Below are 23,452 nucleotides of genomic sequence, written 5' to 3' on the forward strand. Positions count from 1 at the left end.
TAGTTGGTGGTCCGCTCCTTGTACTGCGCGCTGTCGACGCTGGAAACGGTGGCGGTAATGCCAAGCGGTTTCAGCGCCTCGATGTAGATTGCAGCGATCGAGGCAACCTCGTCTGCGCCTTGAGCAAGAGCGATGTCGAAGGTGAAGGGTGTGCCTTCTGCGTTCTTCAGCACACCGTCTTCGCCCACGGTCCAGCCCGCCTCTTCCAGCAGGGCTGCAGCGCTGCGCAGGTTGGTGCGGTTCATTTCGGTGCCGTCCGACACGGGGAGGGTGTAGCCGTCAAGCGCGCCGGGCAGAAGGTCGGCCTTGAACGGTTCAAGCAATTCGGCGGTACGGCCGGTTGCCAGCGCGCCCGGTTCCATCCCAAGGAAGGAATTGCCGAAGTAGGAGGTGATGCGCGGCTGGGTACCACCGGTGATCGCCTGATTGATGAATTCGAAGTTGAATGCCTGGATCAACGCCTCACGGACGCGCCAGTCCTGAAAGATCGGCTTGCGGGTGTTGAACACCAGGCCTTCGATGCCGGACGGCCGCTGGTGCGGGATTTCGGATTTGACCACGTCGCCCGCAGTGACAGCGGGGAAGTCGTAGTTGGTCAGCCATTTCGAGGCATTGCCTTCGCGGTAGCTGGTAATGGTGCCGCCCTTGAACGCCTCGAACACCACGCCGGCATCGCCGAAATAGTCGTAGCGGATTTCGTCGAAATTCCACTGGCCGCGGTTGAACGGCAGATCTGCCCCCCACCAATCGGGGTTCTTCTTGTAGGAGATCAACGCGCCGGGTTCGACCTTGTCGACAGTATAGGGGCCGGACCCGATTGGCGCTTCAAGCGAAGAGGCAGTGAAATCCTTGCCTTCCCATTGGGCCTTTTTCAGGATCGGGCGCAGGCCAAGGATCAGCGGCAATTCACGATCAGTGGTGTTGAAGGTAAAGCGCACGGAGCGATCGCCAGTCTTTTCCGCAGTTGCAACCTTCTTCCACGCGCCAAGGTAACGCGGGTTGCCATCGGTGCCCAATTTCTCCATCGACCACAGGACATCTTCCACTGTGACCGGGCTGCCATCAGAGAATCGGGCCCCTTCGCGCAGAGTGAATTCAACAAAGCTGCGGGCGTCATCAGTGCTGATCGATTCGGCCAGCAGGCCGTAAAGCGTGAAGGGTTCGTCATAGGAGCGGCCCATCAACGTCTCGACCGTCAGGGCGGAAATGCCGGTTGCGGCCTGGCCGTTGGTGATGAACGGGTTGAGGCTGTCGAAGGTGCCGCTTTCACCAAACACGATGCGCCCGCCCTTTGGTGCATCGGGATTCACCTGGGGCAAAGACACAAAATCCGGGGGGAGAGCGGGGTCGCCGTACATAGCTATGCCATGCATCGCCTCGGCCAGCGCGGGACCAGCGGCAAAGGCGAGGACTGCCCCCAAGGCAAGTTCACGGAGTTTTGAGAAAGTTTCCCTGCGCATCGTGGCGATGTCCCCTTTTAGGTTTTCGACGTTGCATCGAGCCTATGCCGGAGCGCGAACCATTTCAAACTTTTAGCTTGGCCATCGGCGGAGAGCGGATTATATAAGTGTCACTGCTCGATAGGTTTCTTGCCTGTATGAAACCTGCCTCAATAACTTAACGCCGGCTTCGTGCCGGCGTTTTTTTGTTTTGCGGCAGAGAGTTGCTTGGCGGTTTTTGGGTGCCTATCTTTTGCACACGCAGCATGGCACGGTGCTGCAAACGCAGCATGAGGTGGTCAATGGAACTCAATGGCAAACGCGCGGTGGTCACGGGATCGAACTCTGGCATCGGCTTGGGCGTGGCAGAAATGCTGGCAAAGGCTGGCGCGGAAGTGGTGCTCAACAGCTTTACCGACCGGTCGGAAGACCACGATCTGGCAAAGATGCTGGCCGACAAATACCGGGTAAAGGTCAGCTATCTGAAGGCGGATATGTCGAAGGGTGACGAATGCCGTGCGCTTATCGAGGCTGCGGGTGGCTGTGACATTCTGGTGAACAACGCGGGCATCCAGTTCGTTTCGCCGATCGAGGAATTCCCCGTCGAGAAATGGGACCAGATCATTGCGATCAACCTGACCTCGGCGTTTCACACCACGGCGGTCGCCTTGGCCGGAATGCGCGCCAATGGGTGGGGGCGGGTGATCAACATAGCTTCGGCGCATGGCCTGACCGCAAGCCCGTTCAAGGCCGCCTATGTTGCGGCAAAGCATGGGATAGTGGGGCTTTCGAAGACGGTGGCGCTGGAAACCGCGGGGCAGGGCATCACCTGCAACGCGATCTGCCCCGGCTATGTATTGACCCCACTGGTCGAGGCGCAGATTCCCGAACAGATGAAAGTGCACGGGATGGACCGCGAAACCGTGATCCGCGATGTGATGCTGCTGCGTCAGCCGTCACGCCAGTTTGCCACCGCCGAACAGATCGGCGGCACCGTGGTTTATCTGTGCAGTCCGTTTGCGGACCAGGTAACCGGCACCACGATATCCGTTGACGGTGGCTGGACCGCGCTATGACCAAGCGGCGGATCAGCCTTGCGCTGCAGGGCGGGGGCGCACATGGCGCCTTTACCTGGGGCGTGCTGGACCGGTTGCTGGAAGAACAGGATCTGGAGATTGCCGGGATTTCCGGCACCTCGGCTGGGGCATTGAACGGGGCGGCGTTGAAGGCCGGAATGCTGGTCGGCGGGCAGCTTGGTGCAAAGCATATGCTTGACCGGCTGTGGGACGAAGTGGCCGCGATCGGAGACTGGCGGATGGTGCCGTGGTTGCAGGCGTGGCTGCCCTTGGCGCGGCTGTGGCAGGAAACCGCGGAGGCGATCATGCCGATCTCGTCGCACGGGTTGGCGGCACAGCTGTATTCACCCTACGCTTGGGGAAGCGCCTGGCAAAACCCGCTGGGTCCGATTGTGGATGGATTTGATTTCAGCCGGGTGTGCGCCACCGAAGGCCCACGGCTGTTTGTAAGTGCGACCAACGTGCGAACCGGAAAGATCCGGGTGTTCAAGGGCGAGGAGATTACCCCAGCGGCACTGATGGCCTCGGCCTGTGTGCCGACGGTGTTTCAGGCGGTGGTGATCGATGGGGAAAGCTATTGGGACGGAGGGTATGCCGGAAACCCAGCACTGTTCCCGTTGTACGAGCCTGATTTGCCGGATGACATCATCGTGGTGTCAATCAACCCGTTGGTGCGCGAAGAGGTGCCGGAAACGCCGCTGGAAATTCAGAACCGGATCAACGAGATCAGCTTCAATTCCAGCCTGCTGAGCGAGCTGCGGGCAATCAGCTTCGTCAAGCGGCTGATTGCCGAGGGTCGGATGGAACGGGGGATCATGAAGGACATACGGGTGCACATGATTGCCGACGACAGGTTGATGAACGCATTGACGGCGACAACCAAGCTTGCGCCTTCGCCACACCTGATTGCAGAGCTGAAGGCTGCGGGGCGGGGCGCAGCAGAAGTCTTCTTGGCAGAATCTGCCGATAAAGTGGGGCAGGAGCCGACGGTGAACCTGAAGACTCTGGTGAGCTGATGGCAGCCGTTACAGCGGATCTTTGGGGAGCGGATAGACCAGACCGCCTGAAACGATCAGCTTTGCGGCATCGTCGATCTTCATGTCCAGAATGATCAGATCCTTGGTGGGCACGAACAGAAGCATGCCCGAAGTGAAGGGGGTCAGGCCAACGAAAACGGCCGACATCTCATTCCCAAGGGCGGTCAGCCGGGTTGCCAGTTCACCCTTCGGCCGGGTAGACAGAAAGCCGAGCGCATAGCTTCCGGGGCGCGGGAATTCCAGCAGGCAGACCTTGTCGAAGCTTTGTTCCTTCTTGTTGAAGAAGGTTTCTGCCACCTGTTTGATCCCGCCGTAAACCGAACGGACGATCGGCATCCGGTCCACCATGTCTTCGCCAAACCGGATCACCGAACGCCCGAACAGACCCTTAGCAATCCAGCCGATGATCACGGTGAAGATCAGAAACACCAAGACGCCAACGCCACGCACCGGGAAGTTCGATTCTGGCCCAAGGAAGCGGTGCATCAGCGCTTCGGGTTGGTATGCCGAGGGGATCAAGGGTAGAATCCAGGCATCAATCCAGCCGATCAGCGTCCATACGAAATAGATCGTCAGGCCGATGGGCAGAACCACGACCAGGCCAGTCAGGAAGCTGGCCCGGAGCCGCGCCAGAAGGCTGCGTCGACGGGGCGTCAAAGGCTCGTTCATGAAATCTCCCGACACCTGTTGGTAAAGTTGCGGTGTGGCGGGACTTTAGGAAAGCCCGGACCGGATGCCAATGCCGCGCATCAGGTTTTACTGCGTTGCAGGGCGATTTCGTGGGAAATCGCGCTGGCAAGACGGGCGTTGGATAAAACGAGAGCGATGTTGGCGAGAAGTGAACGTCCGGCCGTCAATTCATAGATGCGCTGCAGCAAGAAGGGCGTCACTGATTTGGCGGCGATGCCCTTGGCTTTGGCTTCACTCAAGGCGGCTTCGATGTGCGGCGTGATCTCGTCGCGGGGGATTTCGGCCTCGACCGGGATTGGGTTGGCGACAAGCTGGCCACCGGGCAGGCCAAGCCTTGTGCGCATCAGATGGGCGGCGGCGATCTGGGCGGCACTGTCCATGCGCAGCGGCGCGCGCAGACCGGACGAGCAGGACCAGAAGGCAGGAAAATCATCCTGCCCGAACGCAATCACCGGGACACCGCGCGTTTCAAGGTATTCAAGCGTCTTCGGCAAATCGAGAATGGCCTTGGCCCCTGCGGCAACGACGGTAACGGCGGTTTCGGCCAATTCGCTCAGGTCGGCAGAGATGTCGAAACTGGTGTCCGCACCGCGATGCACGCCACCGATGCCACCCGTGGCGAAGGTTTCTATGCCGGCAAGCCGGGCGCAGATCATCGTAGCCGCCACCGTCGTGGCCCCAGTGTCGCCAGAGGCAAGGCAGGCGGCGAGGTCGGCGCGCGACAGTTTCGCGACGGAGCTGGCTTGCCCAAGGGCCATGAGGTCGGATTCGGTCAGGCCGACCAGGATGCGGTGATCCATCACCGCAATCGTTGCGGGTGTCGCGCCATGGGCCCTAATCTCAGCCTCGACGCGCATCGCGGTTTCCACATTCTGCGGAAAAGGCATGCCATGGGTAATGATTGTGCTTTCCAGCGCAACAATGGGGGTGCCATTGGCGCGCGCCGCTGCAATCTCGGGCGAAAAGGTGATGGGAAGGGTCATTCATGCGCCTCGTGCAGGGTGCGGGGGATGGCGGGACCGCAGTGGTAATCTGAGAAAGTGGCAGTAAAGCCTTCGCGTTCAGGCGAACAGGCCATGATGCCGATGTGCGCGGGGCTGTCGGGTGGCAGGTAGGCAAGCCGCGCCATGCGCCAGATGCTCGAGGCTTCACGCAGGTCGATGCGGATCGCTTCGGCGTGGCGGGTCAGGCGCAGCGTCAGCGGGCTGGCGCTTGTCAGCGGCGTGGTCGCCCAGTCGGATCGCCCGTTGGTGACCACGGTTGAAAACATCGGCTGGCCGTCGGTCAGTTCGACGCCAGCCTTGATCCAATGGCTTTCCGACAGTCGCAGCATCAGGCCGGCCTGATCATAAAGGGCCTCGTAACGGGCGGTGATGGTCACCCGGACGGAAAAATCGCCTGTCACCGGATGGTGCAGGAAATGGCCGGAATCGCGGGTGAAGCCATAGAAGGTCTCACGCCAGAAGTCGGTCGCGGGGCCGGTTGTGACCGACAGGCCAGCAGGGCCAGTGGTGCAGACAGGCGGCGGGTTCAGCCATTCCATGTCGGCAAAAGTCATGACCCGATCTCTCCCGAAACGTATTCGGCGGCGGCGCGAAGGGCCTTGGCCAAAGCGTCCTCGCGGGGGGCACCGTGGGCCTGCGCCACGATGTGGGCGGCCATGAAGGTATCGCCGGCGCCTGTGACGCGGGTCACCAGAACCGGGGGCGGGCTGCCTTCGATGACGCCCAAGCGTTGGCTGCCTTGTGCGGCCGTCCTGCCGCCATCGGTGACCAGGACGTTGGCTGCCCCACGCTGCAGCAACGCTTCGGCCGCGCGTGGCGCAGTGGTGCTTTGCATCTTGGACAGGATGTTCGCCTCTTCCAGGTTCACGTATAGGGTTGCTGTCGGATGGGTCAGCAGGGGCAGCAAGCGTTCGGCCTTGCCCGGGGACGCGGGTGCGACGCGCAGGTCGGCGCGGGCGAACAGGGCGGAAACGGCGATGTCGGACAACAGCGCCTCGGTCAGATTGCCATCGAGGGCGATCAGGCCGGACCAGGGGGCGTCTGGCCGACCAAGGCTGCCATCGGCGAGCGCGCGCAGGATCTTGTCACCCGCCGCTTCCAGTGAATGGGCATCCGCAATCGCGGAAATCAGGCCGTTGGCACCTTCGATCGCCATGTAGCGGTCTGTTGGCAGATCGTCGGAACGGTAGACATGCGCCGTGACAAGCCCCATCCGATCACAGGCCGCAATCAACTCATCGCCCTCGGCATCCCGACCGATCGCGCTGAGCAGGGCCGGGGTCAGCCCGAACCGGCGCAGCGTCATCGCGATGTTCATCGCCACACCGCCAGGCAGACGGGTGATCCGGCCCGGCACGTCAGAGCCAAGCCGCATCGATGTGGGCGAGCGGCCGATGATGTCCCACAAGACGGAACCGATGCAGAGAATGTCGGGTGTCATGGCGCGTTGTTGCAAAGCCCGCGCCCGACTGCAATGGGCATGGCTTCAGCGACCGGTATAGATCGCCTTGACCATCTGCCGCGCCAGCAGCAGTTGCTGGACCAGCACCTGCGGGTCGCGCAGGCCGCGCGAGACGACGATGCCGCCCGTAATCACCGCATTCAAGTGGTCGGCCATCTCGCCCGGATCGACCGGATCGACCGGCGGGTAGGCGGCGGCTATGGCGGCGAAGTGATCGACAAAGCGGTCGCGGAACGCCAGTTGGGCGCGACGGTTCGCGGCCTTGACCTCGGCATCGAAAAGGCGGTCCTGAAAAATCGCGCTGGCCAGGATGCAGCCGGCATAGCCACCGGCAAATTCGTGATACCTCTCGGCCATCAGGCGCATGGCGATCAGCATCTGTTGCAGCGGGTCATCCGACAGATCCGCGGCGCGGGCCATTATGCCGGCCAGCATCTCGCCCTCTTCGACGATCTGGGTGTCGATCAGGGCACGGGCGAGGGCGTTCTTGTCGGGGAAGTGGTAAAAGAAGCCCGCGCGGCTGATGCCGACCGCTGCGGCGATTTCCTCGACCGAGGTGGCCTCGAAGCCCTTGTCGATGATGGCATCGTGTGCGGCGGCCAGGATGCGCTCGCGCGTGGCGGTTCGGGCAGGGCGCAAGACGGTTACGTCGGACATTGCTTGACTCATGGTATAGTCCTCGATCGGGCGGCCCCAGGGAAAGGGTAGATCATTGGCGCAATCGATTGATATATAACACCAATATATTTCGCCCTTGGTAGACCGGAAGTCGGCTGGTACGGCGACCGATCTGGCAGCACCCTTCCTTCAGCGACAAATTCACGGAATAGGAGACTGCCATGTCACGCGTTGAAAAGCTAATGAAAGCCGACAGGCCCTGGATCGCCGATGCGGGGCTGGAAACAGTGATGATCTTTCTCGAAGGGATCGACCTGCCGCATTTCGCGTCGTTCACTCTTCTGGACAGCGACGACGGCAGGGCGGCGCTGACCCGGTATTTCGATCATTTCGTGCAACTGGCACGCGACGGGCAGACCGGCCTTGTGCTGGATACCGCCACCTGGCGTGCCAATATGGGGTGGGCGGCGGCAATGGGCCTGGACGCTGACGCGATCCGGAGTGCCAACCAGCGGGCGGTCAGCTTCGCCCAAACCTTCCGTAACCGGGTTGAAACCGACAGTCTGCCGATCCTCGTCAATGGCGTGGTCGGTCCGGCGGGTGATGGCTATCGTATCGACACTGCACTTGCTGCTGCCGAGGCCGAAGCCCTGCATGCGTTTCAGATCGATACGCTGGCTCAAAATGGTGTCGATCTGATTTCTGCGGTCACGATGACCTATCCGGCACAAGCCATCGGTATAGCCCGGGCGGCCACGCGGCACGGCTTGCCGCATATTCTGTCCTTCACGGTGGAAACCGACGGACGCCTGCCGAACGGCCAATCGCTGTCATCGGCGATTGCCGAGGTTGAAACATCAACCGGCGGCAGCCCATTGTTCTATATGGTCAATTGCGCACACCCGACCCATTTCAGCGGGGCGCTGAAAGGCGATTGGGTCCAGCGCATTGGTGGTATACGTGCCAATGCATCACGGCTGAGTCATGCCGAACTTGATATAGCCACTGAGTTGGACGACGGTAACCCAGCAGAGTTCGGGGTGCTTTACCGCGAGCTTGGGGGGCTGCTGCCTAACCTGCGTGTGATCGGCGGCTGCTGCGGATCAGACCACAGACATGTCGGCGCCGCAGTATCTTCATTCGCATCGGGCCGCCTGAGGCACGGATGAGCCGCAGACCCGGTCTTGCGCTGGCGCTTCCGCCCGGCTTCGGGTCACGGCCATTGGTCGGGAACCGAATTGCCGTCAGGGCGTTCACAAGGGCGTCCTGATCAACGGCCGCTTGCGGCGCCGCCGTTCACAGCCAAGACGGAGGGCAGAAAATGGTTTTTTCACAGTTTATCGAAGGTTGCCGATGGAAGAAGAATTTCAACCCAGTTTTACCAAGTCGAAAGCATTTGTGCGCGAAGGTCCTGCGAAAGGCTATTGGGTTATCTCTGTCCGGATCATCGACGATGGTCGGTATTTCACTTACCTTGAACTGGCCTCGGATGCGATTGATCGACTTGGTGGTCGCATAGTCATTCGGAGCCCGAAAGTCATCGTGGGGTCCGGGTCGCCAAAACCACGGCTGGTGGTCGTGGAATTCATGTCCCTGGCAGATGCACAGGCGGCTTTCGTGGATATTGCCCAGCAGTCTGCCATGTTGATGTATGACGGGATCGCCGAATACGATCTGGCCATTGTCGAAGGATATGACGATTTCGGGTGAACAATATCGCTTGCGGTGGCAGCCGAAACCCGCTATTCGGCGCGCACTTCACAGGTGAGGCTTGGGCTTTTGCGGGGAGAAATCCCGCAAGGTCCGCCGGTTGGGGCAAATGCTCTGAAGACGGCTTCACCGAGGATCAAACCGGAAAAGGATTATGGCATGGCTCTTCCCGAGTTCACCATGCGTCAGCTGTTGGAAGCTGGCGTTCACTACGGCCACCAGACCGCACGCTGGAACCCCAAGATGGGCCCGTATATCTACGGCGACCGCAACGGCATTCACATTCTTGACCTGACGCAGACCGTTCCCTTGCTGGATCAGGCGCTGAAAATGGTGCGGGATACCGTGGCCAAGGGCGGCCGCATCCTGTTCGTCGGCACCAAGCGTCAGGCGCAGAAGCCGATCGCCGAAGCGGCAGAGCGTTGCGCGCAGTTCTACATGAACCATCGCTGGCTGGGCGGCACGCTGACCAACTGGAAGACGATCAGCGCATCGATCCAGCGGCTGAAGCATCTGGACGAAGTGCTGGGGCAGGGCGCCGAAGGCCTGACCAAGAAAGAGCGTCTGGGCATGGAACGCGACCAGTCGAAGCTGCAAGCGTCGCTTGGCGGCATCCGTGAAATGGGCGGCACCCCGGACCTGATTTTCATCATCGACGTTGGCAAGGAAGATCTCGCCATCCTCGAAGCACAGAAGCTGGGCATCCCGGTTGTCGGTATCGTCGATAGCAATTGCTCGCCCAAGGGCGTGGATTTCGTGATCCCCGGCAACGATGACGCAGCACGCGCAATTGCAATGTACTGCGACCTGATTGCCCGCGCTGCTCTGGATGGCATGTCTGCACAGATGGGCGCGGCCGGCGTTGATCTTGGGGCGCTGGAAGCGGCACCCGTCGAAGAGGCTGCCGCCGAGGACGTTGCGGAGGCCTGATATGGGCCACCTGTCACAGAACTTTCACCCGGCGGGCCTACCCCCGCCGGGTCACCAATTTCAGGAGATGAGACGATGACAGTCACCGCTCAAATGGTGAAGGAACTGCGCGATTCGACGGGTGCAGGGATGATGGACGCCAAGAAGGCCCTCGTTGAAACCAATGGTGACATGGAAGCGGCAGTCGATTGGCTGCGCACCAAGGGGCTTGCCAAGGCTGCCAAGAAAGCTGACCGCGTGGCCGCCGAAGGCCTGGTGGGCGTTGCCGTATCCGGCGGGCGTGGCGTGGCGGTCGAAGTGAACTCGGAAACTGACTTTGTCGGTCGCAATGCCGATTTCCAGCAGTTGGTCCACAACATTACCAAGACGGCCCTGCGGTCTGACGATGTCGAGGCCCTGAAGGCTGCCGATCTGGCCGGACAGCCGGTGCAGACCGTGATCCAGGAAGCCGTCGCAACGATCGGCGAAAACCTGAACCTGCGCCGGATGGCAGCAGTGACGGGCGAGCATGTGGCGATGTATGTCCACAACTCAGTGGCTGACGGCATGGGCCGGATTGGCGTTCTGGTGGCGATCACCGGAGCGGACGTTGGCTTTGCCAAGCAAGTCGCTATGCACGTCGCGGCTACCAACCCTCTGGCGCTGTCGGAAGCGGACCTTGACCCGTCGGTGGTCGAGCGCGAGTTGGCCGTTCAAACCCAGAAAGCGCTGGAAGAGAACGCAACCTCGCCCAAACCAAAGCCGGAAGCGGTGATTCAGAACAACATCATCCCGGGACGGATGAAGAAGTTCCTCGCTGAAAACACGTTGATGGGCCAGATGTTCGTGATGAACCCAGAGATCACTGTGGCGCAAGCCGCCAAGGACGCTGGTGTGCAAATCACCGGCTTTGTTCGCATGGGTGTGGGCGAAGGCATCGAGAAGGAAAAAGAAGACTTCGCTGCAGAAGTTGCGAAGATGGCGCAAGCCTGAGACATTGAAAATCAGGGCAGGGGGCCGGTGGAAACACCGGCTCTTTTGCTTTGCATCGTACCGGATTCTACAAACGAAAACGGTGCGATCCCGAAGGACCGCACCGTTGCTGTCTCGCCTGGCCCCCTGGGGATGAGGACGGGCAAGCAAGACAAAAACAGCCACAACAATAGTGGCGTTCTGAGAGCCTTTTCAGGCCCCTACCAAAAACCAGCTACGGTAAATTCCCACCGCGCCGGACGTCCGGCTGGGCGTGCCACCGCCCGCTGAACAAGATTAGTGTGCATGATGACGCAGCGTAACGCGAGTAAGGAAACCCCTACCTGAAGATCAATGCGCGGCCTGCGCCATGTCCGGCAGACGCTGGAAGATCATGTTCAGTAGCGCACCCTTGGCCACCGCTTGCGCCGTGGTTTCCACTGCCAGTGCTTCGCGCGCGAGGCGCAGGTGCTTTTCCACCATTGCCGGCGAAACGCCCATCAACAAGGCGACATCCTGAGTTGTCTTGCCGTCGGCGACCCATTCCAGCGCCTCGCGCTGGCGAGGGCTAAGGGCACGATGCCGGCTCAGTTGCGGTAGATGCACGATGGTCAGGTGCATCATGTTGGCCACGGCAACAATCTCCTCGCGCCGGCAGGCAAAGATATCCTCGACACTGGTATGGGTTAGGCCGTGGTCGGCAATCAGGCCCAAGGCACCTTTGGCGCGCGCCGTGGCGTTGGGAAAGCTGATCGAGATGCCCGCAGTCACCCCCATTGCTGCATTCTGGCGCACGGCCTCGGCTTCCTCGGCAGACAGGCGACCCGCCTCATACGCCTCTTTCACCCATGCCCAGGTGCAGGCGCCTGCACTGCGCTCTGCCCAACGGAAAACCGGGGTCTTTGCATAGAATCCGCCCTGAAAGTAGCGCTTCACATAATCGGCGTCACAGGTCGACAGGAACAGCGCATCATCTGGGTCGCCAATCGTCTTCACATGGCGAAACCGGGTAAACCCGTAGTTGGCGCGGCCAAACCCAAGCGATGCGAAATACACCGTTGCGTGGCCCCATGCCTCATCGATCGAGGAGGAAGCGGCGACGCGGTTAAGCAATGCGAGAACGGTCGTCTCTGTCATGGTCGTTTCCTTCGAAAGCCGTCGGCAATGTGCAACCACAGACCGGAGCGCCAAGCGGGCAACGGCTTGTCCTTGCCTTGATAGGTGTCATACGGTTGGATGATCAAGCTGTCGAGGCTCTAGGGCGGCTTGCGGGAGTTACAGGGTATTCATGACAGCAGATGTCATCGTTATCGGCGGCGCGGTCATGGGATCGTCAGTGGCCTATTGGTTGACCAAGCTGTCGCCAGGGCTTGACGTGCTGGTTGTGGAACAGGACTCGAGCTTTTCCAAGGCGGCTACGTCGCGGTCGGTGGCATCTATCCGGCAACAGTTCACCACCGCCGTCAACGTCGAGATTTCGCGATTCGGGATTGGATTTCTGCGAACCTTCGCAGAGCAGTTGGGCCAGTTGGCGGACGTCGGGTCCCTTGGGTTGAAGGAGAATGGCTATCTGTTCGTAACCGGCCAACCCGATACCGCCGCAGTGATGGCCGAGGTCGCCCAGATGCAGCGCCAGCACGGCGCAGGAACCGAGATCTGGGGGCCGGAACAGATAAAGGCGCGCTTTCCTTGGCTGGAGGTTGGAGACCTTGTTGCCGGGTCGTTCGGTCCACACGACGAAGGCTGGTTTGACAATATGGGGCTGATGGCGGGCTTCAAGGCAGCGGCGCGGGCACAGGGCGCGCGCTTTGTCAGCGACAAGGCCACCGGACTGCGCGTGCAGGACGGGCGAGTGACCGGAGTCACGTTGGCAGGGCGGGGCGAGGTGGTGTGTGATGCTGTGGTCAACGCAGCCGGGACGCGCGCGGCCGAAGTGATGGCCTGGGCCGGACTGCCACATGCGGTCGAGCCCCGCAAACGCACGGTCTTCGTAATCGATGCCCCCAACGCACGCTACCCCGACGCCCCCTTGCTGGTGGACGCGGGATTTTATTTGCGGCCCGAAGCCAACCACTGGATCACCGCGACAGTGCCAGCCGAGGACGGCCCTTGCGATCCGGGCGATTTCGAGCCGGATCTGCATCTGTTCGAAGATGTCATCTGGGAACAGCTTTACGCCCGCTCTCGTTCATTCGACGCGGTAAAGGTGGTGCGCCACTGGGTTGGGCACTATGACTATAACACATTGGATCAGAACGCTATTCTGGGCCCGCACCCGGCGCTGCCCAATCTGCATCTGATGAGCGGTTTTTCCGGACACGGCTTGCAGCAATCACCTGCCGTCGGGCGTGGCGTGGCCGAACATCTGCTGACCGGAGCCTGGCAGACAATTGATCTGAGCGACCTGTCGGTTGCGCGGATGGTTGAAGGCCGCCCGTTCCGCGAGCGCGCAGTCGTGTAGCATTGCGGTTTTGTTGAGCTAAAGCCGCGGTTCCAGATGGCGGACCAGGCCTGGCAGGGCGTCGAAGTGATCAAAAATCGCTTTGGCACCAAGGAGTTCTGCGGCGATCTTGCGGTAACCTTGTGAGTATAGAACCAATGGCTCGTTTGCGGCGACGGCTGTTTCTGCATCCACCTCGCTGTCGCCGACAAAAAGAATGCGCGCGCTGCCTAACTGCACCTTTGCTGCCAGCAGCGGGGCAGGGTCCGGTTTGCGTTGCGGCAGGCTGTCACCGCCAATGATCACTTTGAAATGCCGGTCGAGCCCAAAGTGACGCAACACCGATCGCGCCGGAGACGCGGGTTTGTTGGTGCAGATGGCCATCGGGTGACCCCGCGCAGCAAGGTTGTCCAGCGCATCATCGACGCCAGGGTATAGTGTTGTTAGATCAACAGCTTGCTCGTAGTTTGTGACAAATTGAGAGACCAAATCATCGTGCAGGTCGGCAGCATCGGGCAGCCCTGCATGGGCCATCAGGCGCGCCACCAGAACTCCAACTCCGTTACCGATGAAGCCACGGACCGTTGCGAAATCAAAGGGGCCATAGCCGTTGCGCGCAAAGACCAGATTGGCCGTTGCGTGAATATCAGGGGCGCTGTCGATCAGTGTGCCGTCCAGATCGAAGATCAGCCCGACGCGGTTACTCATCCGCTGCCGCCTTGCGCAGCGCCCGGATGTTTTCCCCGTAAGCTGCTGGCTGCAGGGCCGTTCCCCCCTTGAACAGCGCCGAACCAGCGACCAGCACGTCCGCACCTGCGGCGGTGGCAAGCGGTGCCGTGGCAAGCGTCACACCGCCATCCACCTCGATGTGGATCGGGCGATCACCGATCATCTGGCGAATGCTGCTGATCTTGGCCAACTGCGACGACAGGAACGCCTGACCGCCAAATCCCGGATTCACGGTCATCACGCAAATCAAGTCAGTGGTGTCGAGCAGCTGCGATACCGCGTCCAGTCCAGTCCCGGGATTGATCGCCAGTCCGGCCTTTTTTCCTTTGGATCGAATAGCTTGCATAGTTCGGTGAATGTGCGGACCAGCCTCTAGATGAACTGTGATGATATCGGCGCCCGCGGCTGCAAAAGCGTCAACAAAGGGATCCACCGGGGCGATCATTAGGTGAACATCCATCACGCCCTTGATGTGCGGACGCAGAGCCGCGCACATTGCTGGCCCGAAGGTGATGTTGGGCACAAAGTGACCGTCCATTACATCGACATGCACCCAATCTGCGCCCTGAGCCTCGATCGCGCGACATTCTGCACCGAAATTGGCAAAGTCTGCGGCCAGAATGGAGGGCGCTATCTTGAGACTGCGGTCAAAGGCCATAGCGGTTTCCTTTTCACTATCATTCGCGTCATATCGCGCAAAAGGTCGGGTTTCCAGCCTTGCTTACATTACATAATACTGATTATGCGCTATTTACAGTGATTGCAGTTTCGGTTGTTTGACCCCTACTTCACCCTGCTCCGCTGTCTAAGCTAGCCGGGAATGAAAAGGCCCGGTCACCAAGTGACCGGGCCTTTCCTTTAGAGAAGTAGCGCCAATCAGCCGACGACCTCGAGACCTGAAAAGTAGAAAGCAATCTCGCGCGCCGCCGATTCCGGGCCATCAGAGCCGTGCACGGAATTTTCACCAACCGACAGCGCAAATTCCTTGCGGATGGTGCCTTCTGCAGCGTTTGCCGGATTGGTGGCACCCATCACTTCACGGTTCTTCAAAATGGCGCCTTCGCCTTCCAGCACCTGCACGACAACCGGTTCGGACGCCATGAACTCGCACAGCTCGCCGTAGAAGCCGCGCTCCTTATGCTCGGCGTAGAACGCGCCGGCTTGTGCAACCGTCAGATGAATCCGCTTCTGAGCGACGATCCGCAGGCCGGCCTCTTCGAACTTGGCGTTGATCTTGCCGGTCAGGTTGCGCTTCGTTGCATCGGGCTTGATGATCGAAAGGGTGCGTTCGGTGGCCATGACGTCCTCATAGATTGACGGTACAGGCCCCTGCCCGCACCTGAATTTCGACTGCCTGCTAACACGCGGCGCAGAGAATGAAAAGGTGGCGGCACGGCAGCAAAAACGCCCGTAAAGCTACGCCTAATTTGGGAACTTGCCTGGTCAGCAGTTGACCTTGATCCAGCCTTAGGGCAAGTCGCAGCGCATGCTCAAAATCTCAGACATCACCTATTCCGTTGAAGGCCGCCCGCTGTTTGAGGGGGCGTCTGCGACAATTCCCACCGGTCACAAGGTTGGCCTTGTCGGCCGCAACGGCGCGGGGAAAACCACGCTGTTCCGCCTGATCAAGGGCGAGCTGGCGCTGGAGGGTGGCGAGATCAACCTACCCTCTCGCGCCCGGATCGGTGGTGTCGCGCAGGAGGTGCCGTCGTCGGAAACCTCGCTGCTGGAAACGGTTCTGCAAGCTGACGTCGAACGCGCGAGCCTGTTGGCCGAAGCCGATACAGCGACCGACCCGCACCGCATTGCGGAAGTGCAGGCGCGTCTGGCTGACATCGATGCCTGGTCCGCAGAAGGGCGCGCCTCCAGCATTCTAAAGGGCTTGGGGTTTGATGCGGCCCAGCAGTTGATGCCCTGCTCGGCGTTTTCGGGCGGCTGGCGGATGCGCGTGGCGCTTGCCGGAGTGTTGTTCGCCCAACCTGATTACCTGCTTTTGGACGAACCGACCAACTATCTGGATCTTGAAGGCGCGCTGTGGCTCGAAGCCTACCTGCAGAAATACCCACATACCGTGCTGATCATCAGCCACGACCGCGGTCTCCTGAACCGCGCAGTTCAGGGCATCCTGCACCTTGACGACCGCAAGCTGACCTATTGGACCGGCCCTTACGACCAGTTCGCGCGCCAGATGGCCGAGCGCCGCGCCGTCTTGCAGGCCGAGGCGAAAAAGCAGGATCTGCGCCGGGCGCATCTGCAAAGCTTCGTGGATCGGTTCAAGGCCAAAGCATCCAAGGCCGTGCAGGCGCAGTCGCGCGTGAAGATGCTGGGAAAGATGACGCCGATCACCGCGCCGGAAGACGCCAAGAAGGTGGTCTTCACTTTCCCCGCGCCTGAGGAGTTGTCGCCGCCGATCATCAACATGGAAGGCACTGCCGTGGGTTACGGGGGGCCGCCGGTTTTGAAAAAGCTGTCGTTGCGCATCGATCAGGACGACCGGATTGCGCTTCTGGGGCGAAATGGTGAGGGAAAGTCTACCCTTTCCAAGCTGTTGGCGGGCAAACTTGAAGCGTCCGAGGGCCGCATTGTGCGCTCGTCCAAGCTTCGGATCGGTTACTTTGCGCAGCATCAGGTGGATGAACTGCACATCGACGAAACGCCGCTGCAGCACATCATGCGTTTGCGCCCAGCCGAAGGGCAAGCCCGCCTCCGGGCGCGTCTGGCTGGATTTGGTCTGATGGCGGATCAGGCGGAAACGCTGGTCGGGCGGCTGTCCGGCGGGCAAAAGGCACGATTGTCCTTGCTGCTGGCAACAATCGACGCGCCGCACCTGCTGATTTTGGACGAACCGACCAACCACCTCGATATGGAAAGCCGTGAGGCGCTGGTCGAGGCGCTGACCGTCTATTCCGGCGCGGTCATTCTGGTCAGCCATGACATGCATCTTCTTGGCCTTGTGGCCGACCGGCTGTGGCTGGTAAAGGACGGGGCGGTCACGCCCTACACCGAAGATCTGGAGGCCTACCGTCGCCAGCTGCTTGCCGGGGACGAAGACACCAAGGCCCCAGCGAAGCCCGTTGAAAAGCCGAAGAAGGCCAGCCGTGACGAGGTTCTGACCCTCAAGGCCGACGTCCGCAAATGCGAGGAGCGTTTGGCCAAACTGAACGACATGCGCGACAAGCTGGCGAAAAAGCTGGCAGATCCGGCATTGTACGAAGCCGTACGGATCGGTGAGCTGGAAACCTGGAACAAGAAGTATGCCGAAGTGATGGACGGTTTGGACCGTGCCGAAGCGATGTGGCTTGCAGCGCAGGAGCGGCTTGAGGCGGCGGCCTGACGCAGTCCTTTCCAAATGCCTGCTCGCGCGGTAGCAAGGGTCAACCGCGAGAGGGTCCATGCCGGAAACCGCCTTTCTGATCACTGCTTTCGTAACGCTGTTTGTGGTGATCGATCCTCCCGGTCTGGTGCCGCTGTTCATCGCGCTGACCCGCGGCATGGGCGTGGAAAAGCGCCGTGCCATGGCGCTCAGGGCCTGCACCATCGCGTTTATCCTGTTGCTGCTGTTTGGTCTTGCGGGCGAAGCGCTGCTTGGATTCATCGGCATTTCGATGCCGGCTTTCCGCATTGCGGGCGGTATTCTGCTGTTTCTGACCGCGCTGGACATGCTTTTTGAACGCCGCACCCAGCGGCGCGAAGGACAGCAAGCCGAAGCCGATCATGACCCTTCGGTCTTTCCGCTGGCCACACCGCTGATTGCCGGACCCGGCGCAATCGCCTCGATCATTCTGTTGGTCGGGCAGTCCGGCCCGGGATGGATCGGCACCATCGCAGTTCTGGCGCTGCTGTTGGCGATGATACTGGTGACCTTTGCCTTTCTGCTTGCCTCGCCGCCATTGGAGCGGCTTTTGGGCCGCACCGGGACCATTGTTATCACAAGGCTACTGGGGATGCTTCTGGCCGCACTTTCGGTGCAGTTCGTGATCGACGGCATCCGTGGCACCGGGTTGATCGGCTGACCGTTGCTTTGCGCCGCATGATCCCCATATCGTCAGCAAACCAGCGTTTTGGCAAAGTGGACATAACATGGACGGCGATACCATCAGTCGGCTGGCTTATCTTGCGATCATTCTGGTCGCGCTCGGCGGCTGGGCCATGGTCGAGTTTCGCCAACGTATGGGTCAGGCCCTGCGGATGGTGGCGGCCTGGGGGCTGATTTTCTTGGCGATGATGGCCGGCTATGGCCTTTGGACCGACATACGCAGCGACATCATGCCCACGCAGATGGTCAGCACAACCGGTGCGATCGAAGTACCGCGCGCCGCTGACGGGCACTACTACCTGACACTTGAAGTGAACGGCACACCCGTCGTTTTCATGGCAGATACCGGGGCCACCAACATGGTGTTGTCGCGCGATGATGCGCGCAGGTTGGGGATTGAGCCGGATAGTCTGCTGTATGTCGGCGAGGCAAGCACGGCAAACGGTGTCGTTCGAACGGCGCGGGTGGAATTGCCGTTGGTGGAACTTGGGCCGTTCCGGAACGAAAGCTTCCCGGCTTGGGTCAATGATGCCGAGATGGATGGCTCGCTGCTCGGTATGGATTACCTTGGTCAGTTCCGGTTGGAGATTGACGGCGACAAGATGGTCTTGCGCCAGTAAAGCGTTACGAGGCGGCCCCGGACTCGGCCTTCTTTTCCCAACGCCCACTGTCTTCCGACCAATACTGCGCAGCGATGCCGGCACTGCTGAGGCGTTTCCAATCCACTCGGGCCGCTTGCAGGCGTGCGTCGTCGGCCCCGTCAAACAAAATCCAGACACGCTCCATCGCTGCGATTTCCACATCTGTGGCCTGTGCCCCGTCAAGCAGGGCAAGTGCGCGTGCCCCATTTGTCACCGGTCCCTGCCCTATCAGAACCGGTTGATCAGACTCTTGCGCGCCGCCTTGCAGGCCGTGCGGCAAGAACTCCTCCTCAGGTCCCAGCCATAGCTTGGCATCCAGCTGTTCCAACTTTGCATGATCAGTACCGCGGATCATCACCCGCCAATCTTGCGCCATGGCGCGGCCGACAAGCGACCGAACCGTATGGGCCGCATCGGATCGCGTCATGTGGTAGAACATCACCATGCCCATCCGGCGTTCAGCCCTTTTCGTACCGGTCGCGGATCAACCGGTCCAGTGCCATGACCCCCCAACCCGTCGCCCCCTTGGGGGCAAGCGCCGTATCGGATTTCAATAGCGCCGTTCCGGCAATATCGAGATGGCACCATGGTGTTTCGGGTTTCACGAAACGCGCCAGGAACTGAGCCGCGGTGATCGCCCCGCCATCCCGGCCACAGGAATTGACGATGTCGGCGATGCGGGATTTGAGTTTCGCATCATAGCCATCGCCCATCGGCATCCGCCAAGCGCCTTCGCCCTCGGCCGCTGCGGCCTTGAGGAATGCGTTGCACAGATTATCACTGTTGGAAAAGACGCCGGTGTTTTCATGACCAAGGGCCACGATGATCGCCCCTGTAAGGGTGGCCAGGTTGATCATGCCGACCGGTTTGAACCGTTCCTGGGCGTACCAAAGCACATCGGCCAGCACCAAACGCCCTTCAGCGTCGGTGTTGATGACCTCGATCGTGTCACCTTTCATCGAACGCACCACATCACCGGGGCGTTGCGCCCGCCCGTCCGGCATGTTTTCTACCAGCCCCACCAGGCCCACCACGTTGACCTTTGCCTGTCGCATGGCCAGTGTCCGCATCACCCCCGCAACAACCCCGGCGCCGCCCATATCCATGGTCATTTCTTCCATGCCACCGGCTGGCTTGATTGAAATGCCGCCGCTGTCGAACACCACGCCTTTGCCGACCAGCGCAAACGGCGCATCGCCCTTCTTGCCGCCGTTCCATTGCATCACCACAACCTTGGACGGGCTCTCCGACCCCATGCCCACACCCAAGAGCGCGTTCATGCCCAGCTTCAAAAGCTCCGGCTCTTCCAGAATCTCGACGTGAAGCCCCAACTCGTGCATCGCCGCCAGTCGGGCCGCAAAATCGTGTGTGGTCAGCACATTGGCTGGCTCATTCACCAGATCGCGGGTGAAGAACACGCCTTCTGCAACTGCGGCCATCGGGGCTGCTTGTTTTGCCACCGCTTCCGGGGCGGCAACCATCATCGTGACCGGACCCAAAACCTTCTTCTCGCCGCTCTTGTGAGCCGTAAACTCGTAAGCCCGCATCGCCACCCCAAATGCCAGATCAGCGGCGCGCGGATGAGATTCGCCCAGGATCAGCGTCGCCGCCGCTCCATGGGTCCGTCCTATGGTGCCACCAGCCTTGCGCGCTGTCGCAATGTCAGCTCGTTTCGGCAGGCGGACGATCTGCACCGCATCGGCGGCAAGCCCTGCGGGAAACGCCAGTTCCAGAGAATCGCCCGGCCTGGCCTTGGAAAAAGCATCCGACGCTACCGCCCGCGCCAGCGCGCCTTTCATCAGCCTGTCCAGCCTGCGTCCTGCCGGGCTGAGCGCTGCACCAGCATCGGCCAGAACGCTGATGCGTCCGGTGTGACCACTCAGCAGTTCAAGATCAGTGGCGTGGAATTGAATGGGCAGTGGATTGGACATAGGGTTTTTCTCACCTTTCGGGGGGTCGGCAAAGCCTTGCTTCAAGGCTACAATTTCGCCATGGGATTGGCCAGATATGAGTTTTCGCCGCCGGCGAATTCCGTTAGGGTTGGCGCAACATCTTGTGGGAGCATGGCGGACAGTGTCCAGATTCGACAGATATCTGCTGTCACTGCTGCTTCAGCTCTTCGGGTTCTTCTCGCTTGTGCTGGTGGCTGTGTATTGGGTGAACCGGGCGGTTGGTCTGTTTGACCAACTGATCAGAGACGGTCAGTCCGCGGTGGTCTTTCTGGAATTTTCGCTGCTGACACTGCCGAACGTGATCCGGCTTGTGCTGCCGGTTTCGGCCTTTGCGGCGGCGGTTTACGTGGTCAACCGGTTGATGCAGGAAAGCGAGCTTGTGGTCATGCAGGCCACTGGTTTTTCATATTTCAGGCTGGCACGACCAATCCTGTACTTCGGCTTGGTGGTCATGGCCGCGCAGTTGGTGTTGGTGCATTTTCTCGTGCCGGCAAGTCAGCGCATCTTGACGGAGCGGAGTGCGGAAATTTCCGAGAATGTCACAGCGCGGTTCCTGAACGAAGGACAGTTCATGCATCCGGCAGATGGCGTCACCCTTTACGTCCGGGATATCAGCCAGACCGGCGAGCTGAATGACCTGTTTCTGTCGGACGAACGCAGCACGACGGAACGCATGACCTATACGGCCCGCCGCGCCTTGTTGGTGCCCGGCGATGTCGCGCCGAAGTTGTTGATGTTTGATGGTGCAGCGCAGTCCCTGACCCGGGCTGATCAGCGGATGTCGGTTACCAGGTTTGCCGATTTCACCTTGGATCTTGCGGGGCTGATATCTGCCAGTGGGCGCGGTGGACAGTCGATTGACGCTTTGTCCACAATGGAATTGCTGCATCCTACAGACGAGTTGATGCAGGCCACACACTCCACGAAGGCAGAGTTCCTTCAAGAAGGAAACTGGCGCTTTGCCAGCCCGATGCTTGCGGTTGCTGCGCCATTGATCGGGTTTGCCGCCCTGATGTTGGGCACCTTTTCCCGCTTCGGCCTGTGGCGTCAGATGGTGTTGGCGGTAGGGTTGCTGATCTTGATGCAAATGGTCAGTACCTGGTCATCGGGCGTGGCGATGAAACAGGCGGCGGCATGGCCGCTGACGTATCTGGCGCCGGTCAGTGGTGGCCTGATTGGCGTGGCACTATTGGCGCTGGCCGAGCGGCCACGACGCCGACGCAGGATCGCGGCATGACGCTGAACCTGTACATCGCGCGGCGTTTTCTGTGGACAGTGACCATAGTATTTCTGATTTTCTTTGGCATCTTGATGCTGATCGACATGATCGAACAATTGCGCCGGTTTTCTTCTGTCGGCGTTGGGCTGTCTCAGGCGATGGGACTTGCGCTGATCAACGTTCCTGAAACGCTTTACCGGGTGATGCCGCTGATCGTGATCATCGGGTCGATCACCATGTTCCTTGGCCTCGCGCGATCGTCGGAATTGGTGGTGGTGCGCGCGGCAGGTCGTTCGGGATTGCGATTTCTTCTGACACCGCTACTGGTGGCCGTGGGGCTTGGCCTGCTGACGGTGACGGTTTTCAACCCGATTGTCGCGGCAACTTCCAAGCAGTATGACAATTCCCGCGCCGCGCTGTCTCAAAGCGGAGTCTCTGTGCTGTCGGTGGCGGACAGCGGGCTTTGGCTGCGCCAGGGCTCTGACGACGGTCAGACCGTCATTCAGGCAGCACGATCGAATTTCGACGGAACCCAGCTTTTTGGCGTGACGTTTATGAGCTTTGATGCGTCCGGGTTGCCAAACACGCGCATCGAGGCTGCTTCGGCCAAGCTCGGTGCCGGCGGCTGGGTGTTGAGCGGGGCAAAGACTTGGCATCTGGCGGATCCAAACCCCGAACTTACAGCGACAACCGCAACTGGCGATGTCTCGTTGCCGTCCGACCTCACGCCTGAACGTATCCGTGACAGTTTCGGCACACCCAGCGCCATCCCCTTCTGGGAACTTCCCGCTTACATCAGCGGGTTGGAGCGGGCTGGTTTTTCGGCGCGTGAATACAGACTGTGGCTGCAGATGGAACTCGCCCAGCCCCTGTTGATGGCTGCCATGGTGCTGGTGGCAGCGGGCTTTACCATGCGGCACGTGCGGTTTGGTGGCACAGGGCGGATGGTGCTGTATGCGATGCTGGCCGGTTTCAGCATTTTCTTTCTTCGAAACTTCGCGCAAGCGCTTGGCAACACCGGTCAAATACCGATCTCCATTGCCGCGTGGAGCCCCCCGCTCGCTGCGGCCCTTCTGGCCCTCAGCCTCCTTCTGCATCTGGAGGATGGCTGATGGTCAGGCTGCTCTTCATTGCAGGTCTGATGCTGGCGCTGGCCTTTCCGGCGTCGGCACAGGAACAGGCGACGCTGGTTTCCGACAGCCTGGAAATCGCCGGGGACAGCCGGCTGATTGCTGACGGCAATGTTGAAATCCTGTTCAAGGGCCGCCGCCTGAAGGCCGCACGGATCGTATACGATCAGCCGGCTAACCGTCTGGTTATCACAGGCCCGATCGTGCTGACCGACGAGACGGGCAAGACACTGATCCTTGCGTCACAAGCTGAATTGTCCGCCGATCTGGCAGAGGGCATCCTGACCAGCGCCCGGCTGGTTCTGAACCGGCAACTGCAGCTGGCCGCAAACCGGATGATGCGGGTGGCGGGTCGCTATACTGCCATGGACAATGTGGTAGCTTCGTC

24 protein-coding genes and 1 pseudogene are annotated in these 23,452 nt (G+C 60.5%); 13 read left to right on the plus strand and 12 right to left on the minus strand.

All coding sequences use genetic code 11. The annotated features are described in order from the left end of the window. A partial coding sequence (locus tag RMO18_RS01805) for an extracellular solute-binding protein (RefSeq protein WP_309663591.1) occupies positions 1–1,460 on the minus strand: 1,460 nt, incomplete at its 3' end. 281 nt (positions 1,461–1,741) lie between these two features. On the opposite strand from RMO18_RS01805, the gene RMO18_RS01810 reads away from it, so the two are divergent. After that, positions 1,742–2,515: a 3-hydroxybutyrate dehydrogenase gene (locus tag RMO18_RS01810; protein ID WP_309663593.1), complete on the plus strand. Its 774-nt coding sequence runs from the start codon at positions 1,742–1,744 to the stop codon at positions 2,513–2,515. Then, on the plus strand, positions 2,512–3,531 hold the full coding sequence (locus RMO18_RS01815) for a patatin-like phospholipase family protein (RefSeq protein WP_309663595.1): 1,020 nt from the start codon (positions 2,512–2,514) through the stop codon (positions 3,529–3,531). Before RMO18_RS01810 ends, RMO18_RS01815 begins: the two co-directional genes overlap by 4 nt. A 9-nt stretch (positions 3,532–3,540) precedes the next feature. Here RMO18_RS01815 and RMO18_RS01820 read toward each other — a convergent pair whose 3' ends face one another. The 5 genes from RMO18_RS01820 to RMO18_RS01840 all read right to left on the minus strand — a co-directional run bounded on the left by RMO18_RS01820 (position 3,541) and on the right by RMO18_RS01840 (position 7,365). Continuing rightward, positions 3,541–4,221 (minus strand): DUF502 domain-containing protein, encoded by a 681-nt coding sequence (locus RMO18_RS01820; RefSeq protein WP_309663596.1) that lies wholly within the window; start codon positions 4,219–4,221, stop codon positions 3,541–3,543. A gap of 80 nt (positions 4,222–4,301) precedes the next feature. After that, positions 4,302–5,225: a pseudouridine-5'-phosphate glycosidase gene (locus RMO18_RS01825; protein ID WP_309663598.1), complete on the minus strand. Its 924-nt coding sequence runs from the start codon at positions 5,223–5,225 to the stop codon at positions 4,302–4,304. Then, positions 5,222–5,800, minus strand: a complete 579-nt coding sequence (locus RMO18_RS01830; RefSeq protein WP_309663600.1) for a DUF1349 domain-containing protein — start codon at positions 5,798–5,800, stop codon at positions 5,222–5,224. The genes RMO18_RS01825 and RMO18_RS01830 overlap by 4 nt, the downstream gene beginning before the upstream one ends. Beyond that, positions 5,797–6,687, minus strand: a complete 891-nt coding sequence (locus RMO18_RS01835) for a PfkB family carbohydrate kinase (protein ID WP_309663602.1) — start codon at positions 6,685–6,687, stop codon at positions 5,797–5,799. Before RMO18_RS01835 ends, RMO18_RS01830 begins: the two co-directional genes overlap by 4 nt. A 45-nt stretch (positions 6,688–6,732) precedes the next feature. After that, positions 6,733–7,365, minus strand: a complete 633-nt coding sequence (locus RMO18_RS01840) for a helix-turn-helix domain-containing protein (RefSeq protein WP_309663603.1) — start codon at positions 7,363–7,365, stop codon at positions 6,733–6,735. Positions 7,366–7,547: 182 nt separating this feature from the next. Here RMO18_RS01840 and RMO18_RS01845 point away from each other — a divergent pair, with 182 nt between their 5' ends. The 4 genes from RMO18_RS01845 to tsf all read left to right on the plus strand — a co-directional run bounded on the left by RMO18_RS01845 (position 7,548) and on the right by tsf (position 10,938). Beyond that, positions 7,548–8,495: a homocysteine S-methyltransferase family protein gene (locus RMO18_RS01845; RefSeq protein ID WP_309663605.1), complete on the plus strand. Its 948-nt coding sequence runs from the start codon at positions 7,548–7,550 to the stop codon at positions 8,493–8,495. Positions 8,496–8,679: 184 nt separating this feature from the next. Next, positions 8,680–9,036, plus strand: coding sequence for a DUF1330 domain-containing protein (locus tag RMO18_RS01850; protein WP_309663607.1), 357 nt, complete (start codon positions 8,680–8,682; stop codon positions 9,034–9,036). A 159-nt stretch (positions 9,037–9,195) separates the two neighbouring features. Then, positions 9,196–9,966 (plus strand): 30S ribosomal protein S2, encoded by a 771-nt coding sequence (gene rpsB / locus RMO18_RS01855; protein WP_309663608.1) that lies wholly within the window; start codon positions 9,196–9,198, stop codon positions 9,964–9,966. A 75-nt stretch (positions 9,967–10,041) separates the two neighbouring features. After that, positions 10,042–10,938: a translation elongation factor Ts gene (gene tsf, locus RMO18_RS01860; RefSeq protein ID WP_309663610.1), complete on the plus strand. Its 897-nt coding sequence runs from the start codon at positions 10,042–10,044 to the stop codon at positions 10,936–10,938. 330 nt (positions 10,939–11,268) lie between these two features. Here the strand turns inward: tsf and RMO18_RS01865 are convergent, their stop codons facing one another. Further along, positions 11,269–12,054: an autoinducer binding domain-containing protein gene (locus RMO18_RS01865; protein ID WP_309663612.1), complete on the minus strand. Its 786-nt coding sequence runs from the start codon at positions 12,052–12,054 to the stop codon at positions 11,269–11,271. Between the two features lie 151 nt (positions 12,055–12,205). On the opposite strand from RMO18_RS01865, the gene RMO18_RS01870 reads away from it, so the two are divergent. Further along, positions 12,206–13,378 (plus strand): FAD-binding oxidoreductase, encoded by a 1,173-nt coding sequence (locus RMO18_RS01870; RefSeq protein WP_309663614.1) that lies wholly within the window; start codon positions 12,206–12,208, stop codon positions 13,376–13,378. A gap of 18 nt (positions 13,379–13,396) precedes the next feature. On the opposite strand, the gene gph is transcribed toward RMO18_RS01870, so the two are convergent. From gph to ndk, 3 genes are all read right to left on the minus strand, one after another. Continuing rightward, a complete protein-coding gene (gph, locus tag RMO18_RS01875) occupies positions 13,397–14,065 on the minus strand; it encodes a phosphoglycolate phosphatase (protein WP_309663616.1) in 669 nt (222 codons plus the stop codon). Further along, on the minus strand, positions 14,058–14,744 hold the full coding sequence (gene rpe, locus RMO18_RS01880; protein WP_309663618.1) for a ribulose-phosphate 3-epimerase: 687 nt from the start codon (positions 14,742–14,744) through the stop codon (positions 14,058–14,060). Before rpe ends, gph begins: the two co-directional genes overlap by 8 nt. A gap of 218 nt (positions 14,745–14,962) precedes the next feature. Then, positions 14,963–15,385 (minus strand): nucleoside-diphosphate kinase, encoded by a 423-nt coding sequence (ndk, locus tag RMO18_RS01885; RefSeq protein ID WP_309663620.1) that lies wholly within the window; start codon positions 15,383–15,385, stop codon positions 14,963–14,965. 187 nt (positions 15,386–15,572) lie between these two features. Here ndk and RMO18_RS01890 point away from each other — a divergent pair, with 187 nt between their 5' ends. From RMO18_RS01890 to RMO18_RS01900, 3 genes are all read left to right on the plus strand, one after another. Then, positions 15,573–17,420 (plus strand): ABC-F family ATP-binding cassette domain-containing protein, encoded by a 1,848-nt coding sequence (locus RMO18_RS01890; protein ID WP_309663622.1) that lies wholly within the window; start codon positions 15,573–15,575, stop codon positions 17,418–17,420. Positions 17,421–17,478: 58 nt separating this feature from the next. Continuing rightward, a complete protein-coding gene (locus RMO18_RS01895) occupies positions 17,479–18,099 on the plus strand; it encodes a MarC family protein (protein WP_309663624.1) in 621 nt (206 codons plus the stop codon). A 67-nt stretch (positions 18,100–18,166) separates the two neighbouring features. Continuing rightward, positions 18,167–18,742: a TIGR02281 family clan AA aspartic protease gene (locus RMO18_RS01900; protein WP_309663625.1), complete on the plus strand. Its 576-nt coding sequence runs from the start codon at positions 18,167–18,169 to the stop codon at positions 18,740–18,742. Positions 18,743–18,746: 4 nt separating this feature from the next. Here the strand turns inward: RMO18_RS01900 and RMO18_RS01905 are convergent, their stop codons facing one another. Then, the gene (locus tag RMO18_RS01905) at positions 18,747–19,214 is read right to left on the minus strand and encodes a DNA polymerase III subunit chi (protein WP_309663628.1); all 468 of its coding nucleotides are present in this window, start codon (positions 19,212–19,214) and stop codon (positions 18,747–18,749) included. Between the two features lie 7 nt (positions 19,215–19,221). Further along, on the minus strand, positions 19,222–20,694 hold the full coding sequence (locus tag RMO18_RS01910; protein WP_309663630.1) for a leucyl aminopeptidase: 1,473 nt from the start codon (positions 20,692–20,694) through the stop codon (positions 19,222–19,224). 142 nt (positions 20,695–20,836) lie between these two features. On the opposite strand from RMO18_RS01910, the gene lptF reads away from it, so the two are divergent. The 3 genes and pseudogenes from lptF to RMO18_RS01925 form a co-directional block, all read left to right on the plus strand. Then, positions 20,837–21,952 (plus strand): LPS export ABC transporter permease LptF, encoded by a 1,116-nt coding sequence (gene lptF / locus RMO18_RS01915; protein WP_309663632.1) that lies wholly within the window; start codon positions 20,837–20,839, stop codon positions 21,950–21,952. After that, positions 21,949–23,046, plus strand: coding sequence for an LPS export ABC transporter permease LptG (gene lptG / locus RMO18_RS01920; RefSeq protein WP_309663634.1), 1,098 nt, complete (start codon positions 21,949–21,951; stop codon positions 23,044–23,046). The genes lptF and lptG overlap by 4 nt, the downstream gene beginning before the upstream one ends. Next, positions 23,046–23,452 (plus strand): annotated as a pseudogene (locus tag RMO18_RS01925) (LPS-assembly protein LptD); the annotation flags it as partial. The gene lptG and the pseudogene RMO18_RS01925, both read left to right, overlap by 1 nt.

Source organism: Tabrizicola sp. (assembly GCF_031377265.1).
In the GTDB taxonomy this organism is placed as follows: Bacteria; Pseudomonadota; Alphaproteobacteria; order Rhodobacterales; family Rhodobacteraceae; genus JAUYQR01.

Excerpts from the sequence above, each read along its gene's own strand:
- RMO18_RS01810 (WP_309663593.1), top strand. The coding sequence starts at position 1,742 with ATGGAACTCAATGGCAAACGCGCGGTGGTCACGGGATCGAACTCTGGC.
- RMO18_RS01815 (WP_309663595.1), top strand. The coding sequence starts at position 2,512 with ATGACCAAGCGGCGGATCAGCCTTGCGCTGCAGGGCGGGGGCGCACAT.
- RMO18_RS01820 (WP_309663596.1), bottom strand. The coding sequence starts at position 4,221 with ATGAACGAGCCTTTGACGCCCCGTCGACGCAGCCTTCTGGCGCGGCTC.
- RMO18_RS01825 (WP_309663598.1), bottom strand. The coding sequence starts at position 5,225 with ATGACCCTTCCCATCACCTTTTCGCCCGAGATTGCAGCGGCGCGCGCC.
- RMO18_RS01830 (WP_309663600.1), bottom strand. The coding sequence starts at position 5,800 with ATGACTTTTGCCGACATGGAATGGCTGAACCCGCCGCCTGTCTGCACC.
- RMO18_RS01835 (WP_309663602.1), bottom strand. The coding sequence starts at position 6,687 with ATGACACCCGACATTCTCTGCATCGGTTCCGTCTTGTGGGACATCATC.
- RMO18_RS01840 (WP_309663603.1), bottom strand. The coding sequence starts at position 7,365 with ATGTCCGACGTAACCGTCTTGCGCCCTGCCCGAACCGCCACGCGCGAG.
- RMO18_RS01845 (WP_309663605.1), top strand. The coding sequence starts at position 7,548 with ATGTCACGCGTTGAAAAGCTAATGAAAGCCGACAGGCCCTGGATCGCC.
- RMO18_RS01850 (WP_309663607.1), top strand. The coding sequence starts at position 8,680 with ATGGAAGAAGAATTTCAACCCAGTTTTACCAAGTCGAAAGCATTTGTG.
- rpsB (WP_309663608.1), top strand. The coding sequence starts at position 9,196 with ATGGCTCTTCCCGAGTTCACCATGCGTCAGCTGTTGGAAGCTGGCGTT.
- tsf (WP_309663610.1), top strand. The coding sequence starts at position 10,042 with ATGACAGTCACCGCTCAAATGGTGAAGGAACTGCGCGATTCGACGGGT.
- RMO18_RS01865 (WP_309663612.1), bottom strand. The coding sequence starts at position 12,054 with ATGACAGAGACGACCGTTCTCGCATTGCTTAACCGCGTCGCCGCTTCC.
- RMO18_RS01870 (WP_309663614.1), top strand. The coding sequence starts at position 12,206 with ATGACAGCAGATGTCATCGTTATCGGCGGCGCGGTCATGGGATCGTCA.
- gph (WP_309663616.1), bottom strand. The coding sequence starts at position 14,065 with ATGAGTAACCGCGTCGGGCTGATCTTCGATCTGGACGGCACACTGATC.
- rpe (WP_309663618.1), bottom strand. The coding sequence starts at position 14,744 with ATGGCCTTTGACCGCAGTCTCAAGATAGCGCCCTCCATTCTGGCCGCA.
- ndk (WP_309663620.1), bottom strand. The coding sequence starts at position 15,385 with ATGGCCACCGAACGCACCCTTTCGATCATCAAGCCCGATGCAACGAAG.
- RMO18_RS01890 (WP_309663622.1), top strand. The coding sequence starts at position 15,573 with ATGCTCAAAATCTCAGACATCACCTATTCCGTTGAAGGCCGCCCGCTG.
- RMO18_RS01895 (WP_309663624.1), top strand. The coding sequence starts at position 17,479 with ATGCCGGAAACCGCCTTTCTGATCACTGCTTTCGTAACGCTGTTTGTG.
- RMO18_RS01900 (WP_309663625.1), top strand. The coding sequence starts at position 18,167 with ATGGACGGCGATACCATCAGTCGGCTGGCTTATCTTGCGATCATTCTG.
- RMO18_RS01905 (WP_309663628.1), bottom strand. The coding sequence starts at position 19,214 with ATGGGCATGGTGATGTTCTACCACATGACGCGATCCGATGCGGCCCAT.
- RMO18_RS01910 (WP_309663630.1), bottom strand. The coding sequence starts at position 20,694 with ATGTCCAATCCACTGCCCATTCAATTCCACGCCACTGATCTTGAACTG.
- lptG (WP_309663634.1), top strand. The coding sequence starts at position 21,949 with ATGACGCTGAACCTGTACATCGCGCGGCGTTTTCTGTGGACAGTGACC.